The organism is Nitrosopumilus sp. b2 (genome assembly GCF_014078535.1).
Classification (GTDB): domain Archaea; phylum Thermoproteota; class Nitrososphaeria; order Nitrososphaerales; family Nitrosopumilaceae; genus Nitrosopumilus; species Nitrosopumilus piranensis.
On record NZ_MU078702.1, the window covers coordinates 324,572 to 339,736 of the forward strand.

The 15,165-nt window shown below is 32.1% G+C and carries 23 protein-coding genes and 1 tRNA gene; 11 read left to right on the forward strand and 13 right to left on the reverse strand.

Features of this window, described 5'->3' with window-relative positions:
• The first annotated feature begins 12 nt into the window (after positions 1–12).
• Positions 13–105 (forward strand) — tRNA-Arg (locus C6989_RS01870).
• A 38-nt stretch (positions 106–143) separates the two neighbouring features.
• Positions 144–683: an NADPH-dependent FMN reductase gene (locus tag C6989_RS01875; protein WP_237087686.1), complete on the forward strand. Its 540-nt coding sequence runs from the start codon at positions 144–146 to the stop codon at positions 681–683.
• Between the two features lie 403 nt (positions 684–1,086).
• On the opposite strand, the gene C6989_RS01880 is transcribed toward C6989_RS01875, so the two are convergent.
• Together C6989_RS01880 and C6989_RS01885 are read right to left on the reverse strand one after the other, a co-directional pair.
• Positions 1,087–1,548, reverse strand: a complete 462-nt coding sequence (locus C6989_RS01880) for a hypothetical protein (RefSeq protein ID WP_148702426.1) — start codon at positions 1,546–1,548, stop codon at positions 1,087–1,089.
• An 84-nt stretch (positions 1,549–1,632) separates the two neighbouring features.
• Positions 1,633–1,863 carry a hypothetical protein gene (locus tag C6989_RS01885; protein WP_012216121.1) on the reverse strand — a complete coding sequence of 77 codons (231 nt, stop codon included), beginning with the start codon at positions 1,861–1,863 and terminating at the stop codon, positions 1,633–1,635.
• Between the two features lie 235 nt (positions 1,864–2,098).
• On the opposite strand from C6989_RS01885, the gene C6989_RS01890 reads away from it, so the two are divergent.
• Together C6989_RS01890 and C6989_RS01895 are read left to right on the forward strand one after the other, a co-directional pair.
• The gene (locus C6989_RS01890) at positions 2,099–2,575 is read left to right on the forward strand and encodes a peptidylprolyl isomerase (RefSeq protein WP_148702427.1); all 477 of its coding nucleotides are present in this window, start codon (positions 2,099–2,101) and stop codon (positions 2,573–2,575) included.
• Positions 2,576–3,469 carry a hypothetical protein gene (locus C6989_RS01895; RefSeq protein ID WP_182126213.1) on the forward strand — a complete coding sequence of 298 codons (894 nt, stop codon included), beginning with the start codon at positions 2,576–2,578 and terminating at the stop codon, positions 3,467–3,469. It begins immediately after the preceding gene.
• Here C6989_RS01895 and C6989_RS01900 read toward each other — a convergent pair.
• Positions 3,456–3,611 carry a hypothetical protein gene (locus C6989_RS01900; protein ID WP_182126214.1) on the reverse strand — a complete coding sequence of 52 codons (156 nt, stop codon included), beginning with the start codon at positions 3,609–3,611 and terminating at the stop codon, positions 3,456–3,458. The genes C6989_RS01895 and C6989_RS01900 overlap by 14 nt on opposite strands.
• Positions 3,612–3,659: 48 nt before the next feature.
• Here C6989_RS01900 and C6989_RS01905 point away from each other — a divergent pair, with 48 nt between their 5' ends.
• Complete coding sequence (locus tag C6989_RS01905; protein ID WP_148702429.1) at positions 3,660–3,848, forward strand: hypothetical protein; 189 nt, start codon at positions 3,660–3,662, stop codon at positions 3,846–3,848.
• Here the strand turns inward: C6989_RS01905 and C6989_RS01910 are convergent.
• A complete protein-coding gene (locus C6989_RS01910; RefSeq protein WP_148702430.1) occupies positions 3,841–4,317 on the reverse strand; it encodes a hypothetical protein in 477 nt (158 codons plus the stop codon). The two genes, C6989_RS01905 and C6989_RS01910, sit on opposite strands and share 8 nt — an antisense overlap.
• A gap of 131 nt (positions 4,318–4,448) precedes the next feature.
• Between C6989_RS01910 and C6989_RS01915 the strand changes: the two genes are divergently transcribed.
• From C6989_RS01915 to C6989_RS01925, 3 genes are read left to right on the forward strand one after another with little or no spacing between them, the layout of a single operon-like run.
• Positions 4,449–4,898, forward strand: coding sequence for a hypothetical protein (locus C6989_RS01915; RefSeq protein ID WP_182126215.1), 450 nt, complete (start codon positions 4,449–4,451; stop codon positions 4,896–4,898).
• An 11-nt stretch (positions 4,899–4,909) separates the two neighbouring features.
• Positions 4,910–5,803 (forward strand): PfkB family carbohydrate kinase, encoded by an 894-nt coding sequence (locus C6989_RS01920; protein WP_148702431.1) that lies wholly within the window; start codon positions 4,910–4,912, stop codon positions 5,801–5,803.
• Positions 5,804–5,843: 40 nt separating this feature from the next.
• The gene (locus tag C6989_RS01925) at positions 5,844–6,191 is read left to right on the forward strand and encodes a dUTPase (protein ID WP_148702432.1); all 348 of its coding nucleotides are present in this window, start codon (positions 5,844–5,846) and stop codon (positions 6,189–6,191) included.
• A 5-nt stretch (positions 6,192–6,196) separates the two neighbouring features.
• Here the strand turns inward: C6989_RS01925 and C6989_RS01930 are convergent, their stop codons facing one another.
• Together C6989_RS01930 and C6989_RS01935 are read right to left on the reverse strand one after the other, a co-directional pair.
• On the reverse strand, positions 6,197–6,664 hold the full coding sequence (locus tag C6989_RS01930; RefSeq protein ID WP_148702433.1) for a tetrahydromethanopterin S-methyltransferase subunit A: 468 nt from the start codon (positions 6,662–6,664) through the stop codon (positions 6,197–6,199).
• Positions 6,657–7,790 (reverse strand): DegT/DnrJ/EryC1/StrS family aminotransferase, encoded by a 1,134-nt coding sequence (locus C6989_RS01935; protein ID WP_182126216.1) that lies wholly within the window; start codon positions 7,788–7,790, stop codon positions 6,657–6,659. The genes C6989_RS01930 and C6989_RS01935 overlap by 8 nt, the downstream gene beginning before the upstream one ends.
• 34 nt (positions 7,791–7,824) lie before the next feature.
• On the opposite strand from C6989_RS01935, the gene C6989_RS01940 reads away from it, so the two are divergent.
• Entirely contained in the window at positions 7,825–8,397 is a 573-nt protein-coding gene (locus tag C6989_RS01940) for a hypothetical protein (protein ID WP_148702435.1), read from the forward strand.
• Between the two features lie 56 nt (positions 8,398–8,453).
• On the forward strand, positions 8,454–8,642 hold the full coding sequence (locus C6989_RS01945) for a C2H2-type zinc finger protein (RefSeq protein WP_148702436.1): 189 nt from the start codon (positions 8,454–8,456) through the stop codon (positions 8,640–8,642).
• Positions 8,643–8,650: 8 nt separating this feature from the next.
• Here C6989_RS01945 and C6989_RS01950 read toward each other — a convergent pair whose 3' ends face one another.
• A complete protein-coding gene (locus C6989_RS01950; protein WP_182126217.1) occupies positions 8,651–8,860 on the reverse strand; it encodes a hypothetical protein in 210 nt (69 codons plus the stop codon).
• 95 nt (positions 8,861–8,955) lie between these two features.
• Here C6989_RS01950 and C6989_RS01955 point away from each other — a divergent pair, with 95 nt between their 5' ends.
• Positions 8,956–10,002, forward strand: coding sequence for a tyrosine--tRNA ligase (locus C6989_RS01955; RefSeq protein WP_182126218.1), 1,047 nt, complete (start codon positions 8,956–8,958; stop codon positions 10,000–10,002).
• Here C6989_RS01955 and cobJ read toward each other — a convergent pair.
• Genes cobJ through C6989_RS01985 form a run of 6 tightly spaced genes read right to left on the reverse strand, consistent with a single transcriptional unit; the run spans position 9,996 to position 15,158 of the window.
• Complete coding sequence (gene cobJ / locus C6989_RS01960) at positions 9,996–10,793, reverse strand: precorrin-3B C(17)-methyltransferase (protein ID WP_148702439.1); 798 nt, start codon at positions 10,791–10,793, stop codon at positions 9,996–9,998. The two genes, C6989_RS01955 and cobJ, sit on opposite strands and share 7 nt — an antisense overlap.
• Before the next feature lie 44 nt (positions 10,794–10,837).
• Positions 10,838–12,301: a DUF7482 domain-containing protein gene (locus C6989_RS01965; protein ID WP_182126219.1), complete on the reverse strand. Its 1,464-nt coding sequence runs from the start codon at positions 12,299–12,301 to the stop codon at positions 10,838–10,840.
• A gap of 38 nt (positions 12,302–12,339) precedes the next feature.
• Positions 12,340–13,743 (reverse strand): aspartate kinase, encoded by a 1,404-nt coding sequence (locus tag C6989_RS01970; RefSeq protein WP_148702441.1) that lies wholly within the window; start codon positions 13,741–13,743, stop codon positions 12,340–12,342.
• Between the two features lie 35 nt (positions 13,744–13,778).
• Positions 13,779–14,525, reverse strand: coding sequence for a proliferating cell nuclear antigen (pcna) (gene pcn / locus C6989_RS01975; protein WP_148702442.1), 747 nt, complete (start codon positions 14,523–14,525; stop codon positions 13,779–13,781).
• A gap of 34 nt (positions 14,526–14,559) precedes the next feature.
• Positions 14,560–14,877: a transcription factor S gene (locus C6989_RS01980; protein WP_182126220.1), complete on the reverse strand. Its 318-nt coding sequence runs from the start codon at positions 14,875–14,877 to the stop codon at positions 14,560–14,562.
• 2 nt (positions 14,878–14,879) lie between these two features.
• Positions 14,880–15,158, reverse strand: coding sequence for an RpoL/Rpb11 RNA polymerase subunit family protein (locus C6989_RS01985; protein WP_012216139.1), 279 nt, complete (start codon positions 15,156–15,158; stop codon positions 14,880–14,882).
• Positions 15,159–15,165: the final 7 nt, after the last annotated feature.

Consider the following 15,165-nt stretch of genomic DNA (forward strand, 5'->3'; position numbering starts at 1 on the left):
GTTTTTTTTGCTGGGCTTGTGGCGCAGAGTCAATTTGACGCGAAACATGGATAGCGTGGTAGCCTCCTAAGTTACAGGTCGAGGGATCGAAGCCCTCCAAGCCCGTTTAGTTTTTTGTTATGGAAATTTAAATAGAAAGACAAATGGCTGAAGATATGAGAGTTGTAGTTATTTCTGGTAGTCCAAGAAAAAATGCAAACACACAGATTTTAATGAAATATGTTTATGAATATACTAAATTAAAAAATCAAGATACAAAATTCATTAATCTATCTGAAGGCCAGATTGAGTGTTACAAAGGACCAGAAGAAGATTATAACGATACAACAAAAAATGCGGCAAAAGACATCACAAATGCGGATGTTTGGCTAATTGGATCACCAATTTACAATTCATTCTTTAGTTCAGCACTAAAAAATTTGTTTGAATACATCAATTACAAAGAGACTGGTGGAAAAGTTGCAGGTATGGCAATTTTGGCTGCAGGAAATATTGGTTTTATTGATGTTCAGACACTAATTACCCAGTTATTATCATATTTTAGAGTAATTACAAATCCAAAGGCTGTTTTTTTAACTACAGAATCTATTGATAAAAATAATATTTTGAATGAAGATGCCAAAAATAGACTAGAGGGAATGGTGGATGAAACTTTGGAAATGGCAACAAAATTACAAAAATAATCCAAACCTATTTTGTATAACACACTTATCATTTAATGGCAGATAGTTTGAATTGTTTTCAAAAAGTTTTCTAAATCATCACATAGAATTGAAAAAATATCATTTGAATAATTTTGAAATTATTTCTTTAGTTGAAAATTTTCTTTAAATCTAATAACTAAAGTTTTTTTCAAATTAGTTAGAAAGATAAAAAATCGCATATTAGAAATTTTTGAGATATTTTATTCATGTTAAACATGTAAAAGTCAAATACTAACAAGACATACAAAAGAGGTAATTGAATGACAAAAAAGATCCAACAGAATTGTGTTCATGTAAATGTCATTTTGGAGGAGCAGTTAGCTGCCCTGGTTGCAAGAGTAATCATGGTGTAGTTAGTTGTCACTGTGAGGATTAGTTGAGTTTATTTTTTCTTAGATGCTAACATTTTCAGGTTTGCTAATTCAGTTTTTAGTGATTCAATTTGTACAAGTGTTTGAAGATTAGAAATTTCTTGATTTAGTCTTTCAATTTCACTGTCTTTTATTTTTACAGTTTCTTTTAGACTGTTTAATTCAGAAGACAATTCATTTTGAACTTGTTTAATTTCTGACAGACTAACTTGGGTACCAGTAGTTGTAGTTTGAATTGTTTGTGTGTTACTCAAGCTTTTTTTTTCGCTATGATGTGCATGTTTATGCATGTAATCTGCACTTTTTTGCGATATCCAACAAGTAAATGCTAGGAACCAGGTAATTGGGACTGCCATAATGAATATGAAATTCAATAAAGGTGCAAAGTCTACAAAGTATGGCCAAAGTCCAGTTAACACGGCTGCAAAAACAGCAGTTACAACTGTAGCTAAATGGTTTCCCAAGTATCCCATAATTGATTTGAAAAATTCATTGTTTATAATAGTAATGGTAAAATTCACAAAATAATAATAATTAAAAAGAAAAAAGAGCCGATTTTATTCGTCTTCTTCGGAAGCAGTTGTTGCCTTAGGCATGTCAGATTGCAGAATTTGTATTTTTTGTAATAATTCGGTTCTCAGATCTCGTGCAACTCTTCTGACAGTTGGTCTTGGAACACCAAGCTCATCAACTACTTTTGTATAGATGTCTTGTTTGTCAGTTACCCCTTTGTCAAGATAAGAATTAATTGCTTCTTTAATGATCGTACTCTGGTTTGTGCGATTCAACGAATTCTAAATTTTAATTGTTCTATATAAGACTATAACTTTTGAAATTTCCAAAATCTAATTTATAACAAATTCATATTTTCTATTACAAAAAATCAAAGTATTCAAGAGGTTTAAACATCAACGAAAAACGTACTGATAGTTATAGATTTTTCAAGATAGTTATTCAAACCATAAGAATTATCATAAGTGTTTTCGCAAAAGACTCTTATGATAATAGTACAGAGTGTTTTTTATGATTACAGCAAATATTGAAACAAATTTTGGCAAGATTTCATTTAAACTTCTACCTGACTTGGCTCCTGAAACAGTTAGAAACTTTGAAAAATTAGCTAAAGATGGGTTTTATGATGGGACACTTTTTCATAGAGTAATTCCAGGATTCATGATTCAAGGAGGAGATCCTAATACAAAAACAGATAACAAAAGTTCATGGGGGATGGGCGGTCCAGGATATAATGTTAAAGCAGAATTTAGTTCTAGATCTCATTTGAGAGGGATTGTTTCAATGGCAAGAGCACAAGATCCAGATAGTGCAGGCTCACAATTCTTCATAGTAACAACTGATAGTACATTCCTAGATAGACAATATACCGTATTTGGTGAAGTTACTGAGGGTATGGAAGTAGCAGACAAAATCGTAAATCTTCAAAGAGATGGCAACGATTGCCCTTTAGAAAAAGCACAAATGACTCGTGTAACTGTGGAATAAATGAAAACACAAATTATTTCAATTTTTGTTGTAATGTCATTAATTTTTGTGATACCATTAGCTAATGCACAAATTTCTCTTGGAGAAAAAGCTGAACAAGAATCTGTAGAAGTGTTCATAAGTTCAAATGGCAATGTTGAGGTAAAACACGTAGTAAAACCATCAAATTTACCTGTAGATCTTGAATTAATTAATGGTACAATATCAAATCTTTCAGTAACAAATGAGCATGGTGAGAATTTAGAGTTTTCAACTAATGATAAAAACGTAGTATTAATTCAACCATCAATAGAAAATTCAATTGTTAAATACAATATTTCTGATGTACTTTATCTAAAGGAAAGAGTTTGGACATGGGATTTCAGATATCTTGAAACAACTTCATTCATTTTTCCTGAGAAAGTAGATTTTGTATTCAGTAATGAACGACCTGTTTTTCTTGGAGATAAGAAAGGAATAGCATGTCATGGGTGTCAAATGCTTTTGGAGTATTCAACAGATGAATTCAAAAGTTTTGAAAAAATAAAATGGGAGGATAAGGAATTCATAGTTGCAATAATAAGTAATTCGAAGGTGAATGAATTTGTTTTTGACCAACCAACAAAAAGCATTACTTATGATGTATCTGAAAAAAATAGATTTGTAAATACAATTATTCCATTAGAATTATTGTGGGGACCGTATTCAGTTTTCCTAGATGATGAAAAAACATTTTTTCATGAATATATCAATAATGGGACTCATGTTTGGGTTAGCGTAATTCCTGAAACATCAGGAGAAGTTACAATCATAGGGACTACTGTGATTCCTGAATTTCCAATAATTGCACCTCTAGCGATAGGATTTTTGATGATTCTTGTATTGCCATTTATGAAAAAATTTAATCTCCGCTAGACCCACATGAACAAAACCCATATTCATCAATCCTAACATCACAAACGGGGCATTTTTCACCATAATCTACTTCCCAGGGTTCTTTTCCAAACAATTTGAAGTGATCATCAATTTCAATTGGGATTTCCCGTTTCTTTTCCAATAATTTGTATAGATGCTTTTAGTATACATACATTGTCGGAGAAAAATAATGAAAATTGAATGTGGGTGTCATTGTATCAAATGTAAAAGCACAAATCTTGAATCCAACAAGATTGGAGAAGTAGAAAAAGATGGGTATTTTGACATACATCATACATGTAATGAATGCAATACACATTTTGATCATCTAGATGGAGAAACTTTTTCTAATTGTCAAAAATGTAGTTTTTCTAGTTAGGTACTAAGGTTTCAACAAAATAATGAGCTCTATTCTCATGAGAGTTTTTCAAAATTTCTTTGTTTGATGCCATTTTTGCTAATGCTTTTGATACATCTAATGGACTTGCAGCCCAACCATACTCACGTAGTTGTTCAACAGTTTCTGTCACTGTACGAGGAGAATCAAAAAATCTACTAGTTTCCAAAATACGTAGTTTTGATTTTACTTCATTTGGTGCAATATGTGTTGGTTCATTAAATTCAGGTTCAAATGTTTCTGCATCTTCTAAAGATTCCAATCCAAACTGGGTAGGATTTTCAACAGGTTTTGGTGCAGATTCAGGCTCATAAACAATTTTTGCATGATTTTCAGGTAAATGATTTGATATTTTTTCAATAATTTCCCCTAATGTTTGATTATCAACATAAAAATCTCTAGAGTCAACCTCAATTTCGTTCTCTCCTAACTTGAGTTTAATTCTAGCCATCAGCAAATAATCATATAATTTTGATTTATTTTGTTAGCTCTAAGGAGCTTAAAGAGTAGATCAAATCTTTTACACAATTTATTGGGATTTTTTCCCTTTTGCGTTAAAATATAATTTTCTCAAAATTAGTCATGAATTCATCGAAAAAGGGTGGTTTGGTTGTTCTTTTCATTCTAGGAATGATTATTTTTGGATATTCGCAGTATGCTTCAGCATCTCAAATAGAAGTAAACATTACTCAGAGTGAATTATTAAACGAAGATGAAAAAGGATCAAACTACAATATAGAATTACAATTTGTAAATCCATCGTTACTGATACTGACTTCAGGTACAACTGAATTCTTTGTTATTGCAGATGATCAAATGATAGGCAAAGGTCAGTTAGAACCATTCACATTACAACCATTAGATAGTAGTTATGTAAAAGGAACTTTTCATACAGATTCAGATAATGAAGAGTCTCAATCTGTAAAAATTACAGGACTGACAAAATATGACATGTTCTTTACATCTATTGAAATTCCATTTGTTTACTATCCAACAGAAGAGCAAGCAAGAGAATTTATACATCAAGGATAATTTCTTCACAAATGCTTACTGTTTTTGGTTCAACAGCACTAGATACAATTAGGACACCAAAAAAAACACTAAAGAATGTTTTAGGAGGGGCAGCAACTTTTGCTGCAATTTCTGCAAGCAATTTTGTAGATACAGGACTAATTGCAGTTGTTGGAAAAGATTTTCCAAAACAACATCACAAAACTCTATCAAAATATCTTGATTTAGAGGGATTATCCATCAAAGATGGAAAAACATTTCGTTATGACGGAAAATATGACAACACACTAAGTACTAGATCAACATTAAAGACAGAACTAAATGTTCTTGCAGATTTTAAACCAACAGTTCCTGAGGCATATAGAAAATCTCAATTTGTATATCTTGCAAACAATGATCCCGAACAAAATACTTCTTTAATTAAAAAGTTTGATAAAGTAAAATTTTCAATGTGTGATACCATTGATTTTTGGATTTCTACAAAAAGGGATGCGGTAATAAAGATGATAAGATCTGTAGATGCAGTTGTAATTAATGATGAAGAGGCTAAACTCCTTACAAAAGAATTCAATTTGATAAAATGTGCAAAAAAGATGATGCAGTGGGGGGCAAAATATGTAATTATTAAAAAAGGAGAGCATGGTTCACTCATGTTTTATGATGATGTAATTTTTCCAACAGCTGGTTTTTCATTAGAGGATGTAGTAGATCCTACAGGTGCAGGGGATTCTTTTGCAGGTGCCATGATAGGATATTTGGCAAGTAAAAAATCAACTAGTCTGTCTGAGATTAAAAAAGCAGTAGTCTATGGAAATGTTTTGGGTTCATTTGCAGTTGAAAGATATGGATTAGATGGTTTGCTAAAGATCAAAAATGGCGACATTAAAAAAAGAGTCAAGATATATGAAAAAATGATCAGATTCTAAAAAAGACTTAAGTTCAATAATTTTTCAAATTAATTTATCGTTGTCACAAGAAGTAACTGAAGACAGATTAGATACCATTTTCAAACTTCAAAAAGGATTATCAGAGATGATGAAACTTGATAGATATCCAAAAGATTCGGAGGGAAGAGTATCAGCATTATGTACTGCTATAATGCATGAAGCAGTAGAATTGCAAAGAACAACTAATTGGAAATGGTGGAAAACTCCAAGTAAATTTAATGAGGAAGAAGCAAGAGAAGAATTAATAGATATTTGGCACTTTGTAGTTCAAGCATCACTTGAATTAAATCTCACACCAGATGATATTGTAGCTGAATACAAAAAGAAAAATGAGATCAATAGAGAAAGACAGAGAAACGGATATTAAGAAATTTAGATATTTTTAGAAATTTTTTCAAGATTGGTTTCATTTATCAAATCAATTATTGTGATATTTTTTTGAAAGTACTCTATTGCATCTTTAGAAACTGTAAGATATGGCTCAGGGCTAGTAGAATTAATTATTCTAAAATTTTCATCAACTCCATTTTTGTGTAATTGTAATAAAGAATGACCTGATTTGTGTCCCCAAACCTCTTTTCCACAAAGAATAATTTTTTTAATATTCTTATTTTGATAGATATATTGTATTATACTATCAATTCCTTTATTTTCTGAAAATAATCTGCCAATAATTGCTACATTAGATAATGCCCCATGATCCTTAAGATCATCAATCAAAGATACGCTCGATAGTGTACATATAGCAATTTGTGAATTGACATTTCCAATGTAAAATTCTTCTTTGATAGGTAGAACAACCTTACATATCTCTCCAATTAGATTTCCAAGGCTATTCATGTACTAAATCACGCACAGTTTTTGCAATATATTCAATGTTTTTGGTAGATATATTTGGATGAATAGGTAATGACAAAACGTGTTTTGATGCCCAATCAGTATTTGTTAATTTTGATTTTGTGTTATAAATAGGGATTTTATGTACAGGCACTGGATAATAAACTGCAGCTCCAATTCCTTTTGAATTTAATTTTTTTAGAACAGAATTTCTATTTTTTGTGGTAATAGTGTACAATGCCCAATTGAATTTTTCATTTTTTCTTTCTAAAGGAGTTTTAATTTTTGTTTTAGATAACAAGTCTGACAATAGTTTTGCATTACGTCTTCTTTGTTGAATAAATTTTGGTAGTTTCTTAATTTGAATTTTAGCTATAGCAGCACTAATTTCAGGAAGTCTTAGATTTAATCCAAATATTTTAGAATCATATCCTTTAATCATTCCATGATTTCTAATCATCAGTAATTTTTCGTAAAGTTTTTTGTTATTAGTAACTGCAACTCCCCCCTCTCCAGAAGTTATTACTTTTCCAGGATAGAAACTATAACATCCGAGTTCAAAAAATGTGCCAGTTTGTTTTCCTTTAAAAGTCGAGCCAAGAGATTGTGCTGCATCTTCTATTACTGATAGATTATGCTTTTTTGTTATCTCTTTGATTCTATCAAGTGATGAAATATGGCCATACAAATGTACAGGCATTATTGCTTTAGTTTTCCTAGTAATTTTTTTTACAATTGATTCTGGATCAATTGTAAAATTTTCTTTTAATATATCTGCAAAAACAGGTTTTGCTCCTGTAGATGCTATGGCATTTGCACTAGCAACAAATGTAAAAGAAGGTACGATTACTTCATCACCTTGTTTAATATCAAGTGCATAAAGTGCTGCTTGCAGTGCAGCAGTACCAGAATTAACTGAAACAGCGTATTTTATTTTTACAAAATCTTTAACGAGTTTTTCAAATTCTTGTACATTCTTTCCACCATTTTTAGAGGCAGAGGTAAGTCCTCCTGATTTTACTACAGAAGTTACTGCTGAAAGTTCTTCTTTACCTAAAATAGGCGTGTTAATTGGAATTTTCACAAATTTTGTCCTTACTACTAATGTATAAAGACCATCAGTACGCATGAATTTTTATATTTCAAAATTTGGCAATGGCATAATGAAACCACGTCATCTAGAAAGAACAGACAAAGGGTACAAAGTTTTTCTGTATATTTTCTATGTTTGTGGATTTATCATGGCATCATCTTTAGTGTATGGAGTATATGTCACAACTATTGAGTGGATGGAAAGTGGCACGTATGTAATGGGTGAGGCCATACACAATACAACTATTCCATTTGAAAATTTTGCAAGAGTATCAACATGGATATTTTTTTCTACAATAATTGGATGGTATTGTGTTTCTAGAATTGGATGGAAAAGAACAGCAGGAAATAAAATTGTTGGAACAAAAATGGCATTGCTTCAACTGATGTTATTGGGATTTGCAATTATTACATTATTTGAGGTGCTCTATAACTTTTCAATATTAACAGCACAAATTTCTGCAGGTATTACAGATGGGGTTCTTCCAGATATTGATAGACTGTCAATTGCATATCCAGATCCAGAACGTCCGTGGAATACAATTTTTGCAATCAAAATGTTTCTTGCATCATTTATCATCAGTACACATGCATTCTATCTAAGTACAAAACCTAGAAAACCATTAGATGAATCAGAGACTTAGCATACTTAGTAAATTTTTTGTAAAAACTATTTCTTCTAGTATAACCAAAAAATATCATGGGATTATTTGGTGGAAATAAAAATGAGTTAAAATGTAAAAAATGCGGAACAATTCTTTCAGATTCAGAGAGATTAAAAAGACATCAAGAAGTAGCACATAACAAGAAAAAAGAAAAATGTAGAGTTTGTGGAACAGAGTTTAACACGCAAGAAGATTTGCGAAAACATAAAAAAAATTGCAAGTAGTTTTTAGATTATTCAGAAAGACCTGATTCATATTTTGGAGGTCGTTTTAGGGCTTTTTCTATAGATACCAAGTTTTTTATTTCATTTTTTGAATTCATAGTCAAAGTTTTGACCATTTCCGTACCTAATTGTACTGATTGTTCAGGTAGTGTCTCTAAAAAATTTTCAAGGCCTTTTTTGTAATTTTCAATTAATTCCAATCCTTCTTCAAGAGTCATAATTATGATCAAATGATCTTCTATTCAAAGGTTCTAAATTTTTCAAAAACTCTTTGAATAACTTTATACGTTTACTAGTCAAAAGTTGATTTGATTTGGATATAACTAAAAAAGTTGATTTAATTGAAAAGCCTCCAACTGAGGAAGTTGTAACACGTGATGAATTAATTGAATTATTCAAAATAAATTCATCTCCAAAACATTACATTGGTTTAGAAATTTCTGGTTTTTTACATCTTGGTAGTCTAATCAGTACAGGATTCAAGATTAATGATTTTGCAAAGGCCGGTGTAAAGTGTACAGTATTTCTTGCAGATTGGCACACATTAATCAACGATAAACTAGGGGGAGACTGGGAAACAATCTCTAAAGTTTCAAGATATTATCAAGATGCATTCAAATTAGTTTGTCCTGATGCAGAAATTATTTTAGGATCAAAACTTTATGAAGAAAAAACAGAATACTGGTCAGAACTTGTGAAATTTACAAAACATATGTCATTAGCCAGGACGATGAGAACTTTGACAATAATGGGTCGTTCTGAAAATGAAGAAAAAATAGATGTTGCAAAATTACTTTATCCAGCAATGCAAGCAGTTGATATCCATTCTATGAATGTAGATATTGCACATGCTGGAATGGATCAGAGAAAAATCCACATGTTAGTCAGAGAAATATTTCCTAAAATGAAATGGAAAGTACCAGTAGCTGTTCACCATAAATTATTGCCAGGACTTTCCAAGCCTGCAGATACTAGTGATTCACAAATTTTAGGAAAAATGAGCAAATCTGATCCAAATTCTGGAGTTTTTATTCACAATACAGATGATGAAATCAAGAAAAAGATGAACAAAGCCTGGTGTGAAGAGACAAATGTAGAGAATAATCCGCTATTAGAAATTGCAAAGACAGTGATTTTTCATGAATTCAATGAGATGAATGTAGAAAGACCTGAAAAATTTGGTGGAAATGTATCATATCAAAATTATAATCAACTTGAAACAGATTTTGCTGGAAAAAAATTACATCCAGGAGATTTGAAACAAACAGTTGGAAATTATTTGGTAAAAATAATATCTCCAATTAGAGACAAGCTAAATCTAACTGAAGAATTACATGAGGCCATTAAGAAAAGTTACTGAACCTTAAGATCAGGATTAGTTTGTTCTTCTAGATTGTATTTTGATTTGTATCCTCTTGGATTTATCATTAAATCCTTGTAAGAGTATGTAGATGAATTTCCAATAATTACAGTACTGATCATTCCTAGTTTGTCTGAATGATTTGGCAGATTTTCTAAATCAGTCATAACTATTGTTTCAGATTCTCTAAATGCGCCCTTGATAATTGCAACAGGTGTTGTAGGTTTTCTGTATTGCAAGAGAATCTTTCTAGTGTCTTGTAACTGATGGATTCTCTTCTTGCTAGCAGGATTGTAAATTACAATAACAAAATCACCTTTAGCTGCAGACTCTACTCTCTTTTCAATAATTTCCCATGGGACCAGTAGATCACTCATACTAACAACTGCAAAATCTGTCATAAGTGGTGAACCAACAATAGATGCACAAGAATTAAGTGCAGATACGCCTGGAACTATTTCTACCTCAAGTCCATCTTTAGGATCCCAACCGCTTTCAGCAAGAGTTTCATAAATTAATCCGGCCATTCCGTAAATTCCTGGATCGCCACTTGAGACAAGGGATACAATTTTTCCTGATTTTGCAAGATCAATGCATTGATGAGCCCTTTCAACTTCTTGTGTCATTGCATAACGATGAACTGTTTTTTCTTCAATAAGATCTGAAACTAGATTCACATATGTTTCATAACCAACAATGGTATCACTCTCACCAATCACTTCCTTTGCTCTAAAGGTCATATGATCATGGTGTCCAGGACCAACACCTACAATGTACAGTTTTCCAGTCAATTTTAAAACAAATCGTCTTCCAAGTAATTTATCCTTTTAGTGAATTATTGGAAGGGATCAATAAATGGACAATTAACTATATGATCACTGTTTGTTGGTCGGGCTATACTAACAGTAATCAAATCATCTCCTCGAAACGAATCAATATCAGATTTTGTTTCAAGAATTTTTGCATCCTCAGAATCATTCCATTCAATTAGATAAATTCTCCACATTGGGCTATAATTTTCATCACCTAATGCAGCGCTGGCAATCCCAGCTTGAAATCCCAGCGGTCCTGACCCTTTAATTCCATTTTTGAATTGAAAAAGATCAACTGCTCCAGAATGTGCAATTAGATTTGCAGAAGTTGGTGATGAAACAACTCCCATCATCTTAGCAGGACCAGAAGGAGTCGCATCAGTTACAATGTAATAGATTGTTCTTCCATCAGGACCCCATCCTCTATGTGCAACAAATGTTACAGTCATCTCATCTTCATTAATTTCAGTAATTTGTCCTCCCCCATATTCCATATCATCAGTGATTTCCTTGTCAGAGCGAACTTGCATCTGCCCATCAGGCCAAATAATTTGCGGAGTATTAAGAACAATTCCTGTTTCCTTGAATTCAATTCTTCCACCTTCCTTAGCTGCAATTACAGCATCTGCAGACTCAAAGACAATTTCTTTTTGACCTGTTTTCCAAGTTACTTCAATCACAGATGATAATGCACTATACTCTGATTCCTGTTGAGGAGTACTAGAGAATACTTCGTCTTGGAATCCATAAAATCCATCTCCTTTAACTCCATTTTTAAAAATGAATATTTTTTGAAGAGTATCTTCTGGAACATCAGCTAATGCAGGTGCAAGTTCTACATTCCATTTTTGTTTCTCTGATAGATTTTTTGCATATTTTTCATCACTACCATCTGTAATGATATACAAGACCTTCTCTCCACCATAGATTCCTTTATGCATTGGAATTGTGGCTGGCACATTTGCTCTTGAGAGTAATGATTTAGGATCTTCTTTTTCTAGTTGAATTTTTTGCATAATAACTTCAGTTGGCTGGCCTCTAATCCACCCATCAACACTTACAGTTGATGTAAATGGTTTTGAGTTTGATGAGTGTAATCCAAGTGCTGCACCTGTAAATTCAAAAGAGCCAGATTTTTCTTGCAAGTCTATTAAAGATAATCCATAAACAGTATCTCCATCAATGCTCCATGTAGGTTGACCTTTTGCATCATTTGGATTAATTTCATGTAAAACAACAATTTGTACAGGCTCACTAGAGGTAAATGTCATAGAGCCATCATAGATTGTTCCCTCATTAGGTGACAAAATTAAGGATAATTGGTGATTTTCATGCCCCTGACCAGGATCTGGAGTTGAAGAGAAGGTTTGTGTAAAATGAATTTTTTTTCTAGAGCCTGCATCAACAAACTGATCAGATATTGAAGAAATAGAAACAATACTTGTTGCAAAAATTACAATAATCAATATAGCAATTAGTTTTCTCAATAAAATCCATTGAGATTATTCCCTTAAATGATTTTGTCTTAATTGACTTTGTTTAATGCAAATGCATTATGTAATGCACGAACAGCTGCATTTGTATCAGAATTTTTAACAACAAATGCAAGATTTAGTTCAGATGAACCTTGAGTAATCATTGATACGTTTACTTTGTTTTTCTCAATTGCACCAAAAACTTTAGAGGCGACTCCTACAGTTCCACGCATTCCTGAACCAATTAATGCAATTATTGCTACATTTGTTGTCACTTCTAATTTTTTAATAATTTTTCCCAAAAGTTCCATTTCTAGTGAGCTCACAGCTTTATCAAGATCTGCATTCTTTACCACAATGGTTATACTAGACTCAGAAGGATTTTGAGATATCATCATAACATTAATTCCAGCTTTTGCTAATGTCGCAAAAATTTTTGCAGCAGTGCCAGGTGTTCCAACCATACTTCCACCTCGAATATCGATTAACCCATTGTTTCTAACATTACTAACACACTTTACAGTGTTTTTTACAGATGATGAGGGGGAAGCTGTTACTAGAGTTCCCTCATTTTTTAAATTAAATGAGCTTCTGATCTTCATTGGAATTTTCTTTGATAATAGAGGCTCAAATGTGCGTGGATGTATCTGCTTTGCACCAAATAATGCCATCTCGATTGCTTCAATATAGGAAACCTCTTTGAGTAATTTTGCATTCTTGACTATTTTTGGATCTGCAGTCATTAGACCATCTACATCACTCATTAACCAAATTTCATCTGCCTTTATGCAAGTGCCAATAATGGTTGCAGAATAATCAGAACCGCCCCTTCCAAAAGTAGTAATGTGTCCATGTTGATCTGCTCCAACAAAACCTCCAACTACAGGTACTATTTTTTTGGCAAATAGATTATCAACTGTTTTTGAGACTCTTAATCTAGTTGTATCAATTAGGGGTTTAGACTCACCAAAGTTAGAATCAGTAACAATTCCCACTTCTTTTCCAGTCAGAGGTACTGATTTCTTACCTGAATCACTAATTGTCATTGAAACTAATTTTATGGACAATCTTTCTCCAAATGAGAAAAGATAATCCATTGTTCTAGGTGTTACTTCTCCTAGTAACACCATACCATCAATTAATGCCATTAGTTCTGTAAAATCCTCATCAAAATTTTTTAATAATTTCTTTCGTAAATCAGATTTTTTAATTGTCTGTTTTGCTAGTTGTTTGTGACGATTAGTTATTTTTGATGCAAGTTGTTCAGCTTTTGATTTATTTTCTTTTTTTATTGATTCTGATATGTCTATTAGATCATCTGTTGTTCCACTTGTTGCAGAACACACAACTACAATCTCATTTTTCTTTGATAAAGTGTTTATATGATTAGCTACTGCCCTGATATCTTTTGCAGATGAAATGGATGTTCCACCATATTTTATTACAAGTCTCAATTCAAAATACCTGAATTAGTTAATCTTTAAATGCTTTAACTTTCCACACGTGGAGCTAAGTAAAAGTGAATTCTACCGATATTGGCTACTTTGAATTCAATTCTAAGGGGTTTTGCGCTTGAAAACTCACATGTAATAACGCCTGCAGTATTTCCTACTGCTTTGACTACAGGATTTAGATATTCTAGACTGTATGTTCCAACACTATCTTCTTTAGAAGAAATCTCTTCAATATCTTCATCGTCTTTATCCAAATCAATAACAACTTCGCCAGAGTCTCCTTTTCCTGAAAAATCTCCTTTAGAGTCAGATGTGTGTATTGTCAAATAGTCAGATACAACTTGAACATCACCTAAAATCTTATCAAACTTTGATGAAGATAACATGATTTTAGAATCATAAGGAATTTTTGGAAGTGGTGTATCTGTTGCAGAGCTTTCAATTAGTCGCATTTTGTATTTTTTATTTTTTCCAACAGTAACAAGTAACATGTTTTGCTCAGAAATACTAATTTCTATACTATCTTTTTTGTCTGCTCTTTTGATAAGTTTTGAGAATTCATCTATTCTTACTCCAAATTTTATGTCACTATCACACTCATATTTTTCAAATGCAGAATTTGGCCATGAAATATCTATTAAAGCAACATGAGATGGATCCATTCCTCTAAAAGAAATTCCTTCAGCTGTTGCAACAAATGTTGCTTCTTCAACAAGTGTTGAAATTGCAGAAATGATTGCCTTGAGATCATCAGAACCATTTGTTTTTGCTCCAAAAGTCAAATCAATTTTGTTGACTTTATGTTCCAGTTAAACGTTATGCGTAATTACGCCAAGTATTCTTACATTTTGTACAACGATAGAATTGTGTTGTTGGTTCATCTGCACTTCTTGTCTGAAGCATCCACCAAACTGCTTCATCATGTCCACATTTTTCGCATTCAATTTTAATTGTTGGATGAGATTCTTCTCCTTCATTTCCTTCAAAAGCTAAAATAGCTTCTTCATGTTCCTGGTTTTCAATAATTTTTTTGGTCTGTTTTTCTTCTTGTCCTTCTGTGTAACCACATTTTGAGCATTGAAGGCCGGAAGTACCTTTTTTTAATTTGACCTCACATTTGGGGCAAAACTTCAATTCTAATTTACCTTAAGTTTTGAATTAAATAATTGCTTGAACTCATCTGCCATTTTTATTGCTGAATCTGTAGCTTTCTTTATTTCACCTAGTGGTTTTGAACTAGAATTAATTCTCATCCAACATTCGTTAGTAAGTGGATGTTTTACAATGACACCTGCAAAATCAATATTTGATTCTTTTAGAAGCTCATGTTGAATTAGATATAAAATTCCTATATCGGTCTCAGTGATTGAAAGGTTGATTTCTTTGGCTTCTGAACTGATCACTTGTGCGTTCATGTATTCA

Excerpts from the sequence above, each read along its gene's own strand:
- C6989_RS01875 (WP_237087686.1), top strand. The coding sequence starts at position 144 with ATGGCTGAAGATATGAGAGTTGTAGTTATTTCTGGTAGTCCAAGAAAA.
- C6989_RS01880 (WP_148702426.1), bottom strand. The coding sequence starts at position 1,548 with ATGGGATACTTGGGAAACCATTTAGCTACAGTTGTAACTGCTGTTTTT.
- C6989_RS01890 (WP_148702427.1), top strand. The coding sequence starts at position 2,099 with ATGATTACAGCAAATATTGAAACAAATTTTGGCAAGATTTCATTTAAA.
- C6989_RS01895 (WP_182126213.1), top strand. The coding sequence starts at position 2,576 with ATGAAAACACAAATTATTTCAATTTTTGTTGTAATGTCATTAATTTTT.
- C6989_RS01905 (WP_148702429.1), top strand. The coding sequence starts at position 3,660 with ATGAAAATTGAATGTGGGTGTCATTGTATCAAATGTAAAAGCACAAAT.
- C6989_RS01910 (WP_148702430.1), bottom strand. The coding sequence starts at position 4,317 with ATGGCTAGAATTAAACTCAAGTTAGGAGAGAACGAAATTGAGGTTGAC.
- C6989_RS01915 (WP_182126215.1), top strand. The coding sequence starts at position 4,449 with ATGAATTCATCGAAAAAGGGTGGTTTGGTTGTTCTTTTCATTCTAGGA.
- C6989_RS01920 (WP_148702431.1), top strand. The coding sequence starts at position 4,910 with ATGCTTACTGTTTTTGGTTCAACAGCACTAGATACAATTAGGACACCA.
- C6989_RS01930 (WP_148702433.1), bottom strand. The coding sequence starts at position 6,664 with ATGAATAGCCTTGGAAATCTAATTGGAGAGATATGTAAGGTTGTTCTA.
- C6989_RS01935 (WP_182126216.1), bottom strand. The coding sequence starts at position 7,790 with ATGCGTACTGATGGTCTTTATACATTAGTAGTAAGGACAAAATTTGTG.
- C6989_RS01940 (WP_148702435.1), top strand. The coding sequence starts at position 7,825 with ATGAAACCACGTCATCTAGAAAGAACAGACAAAGGGTACAAAGTTTTT.
- C6989_RS01945 (WP_148702436.1), top strand. The coding sequence starts at position 8,454 with ATGGGATTATTTGGTGGAAATAAAAATGAGTTAAAATGTAAAAAATGC.
- C6989_RS01950 (WP_182126217.1), bottom strand. The coding sequence starts at position 8,860 with ATGACTCTTGAAGAAGGATTGGAATTAATTGAAAATTACAAAAAAGGC.
- C6989_RS01985 (WP_012216139.1), bottom strand. The coding sequence starts at position 15,158 with ATGAACGCACAAGTGATCAGTTCAGAAGCCAAAGAAATCAACCTTTCA.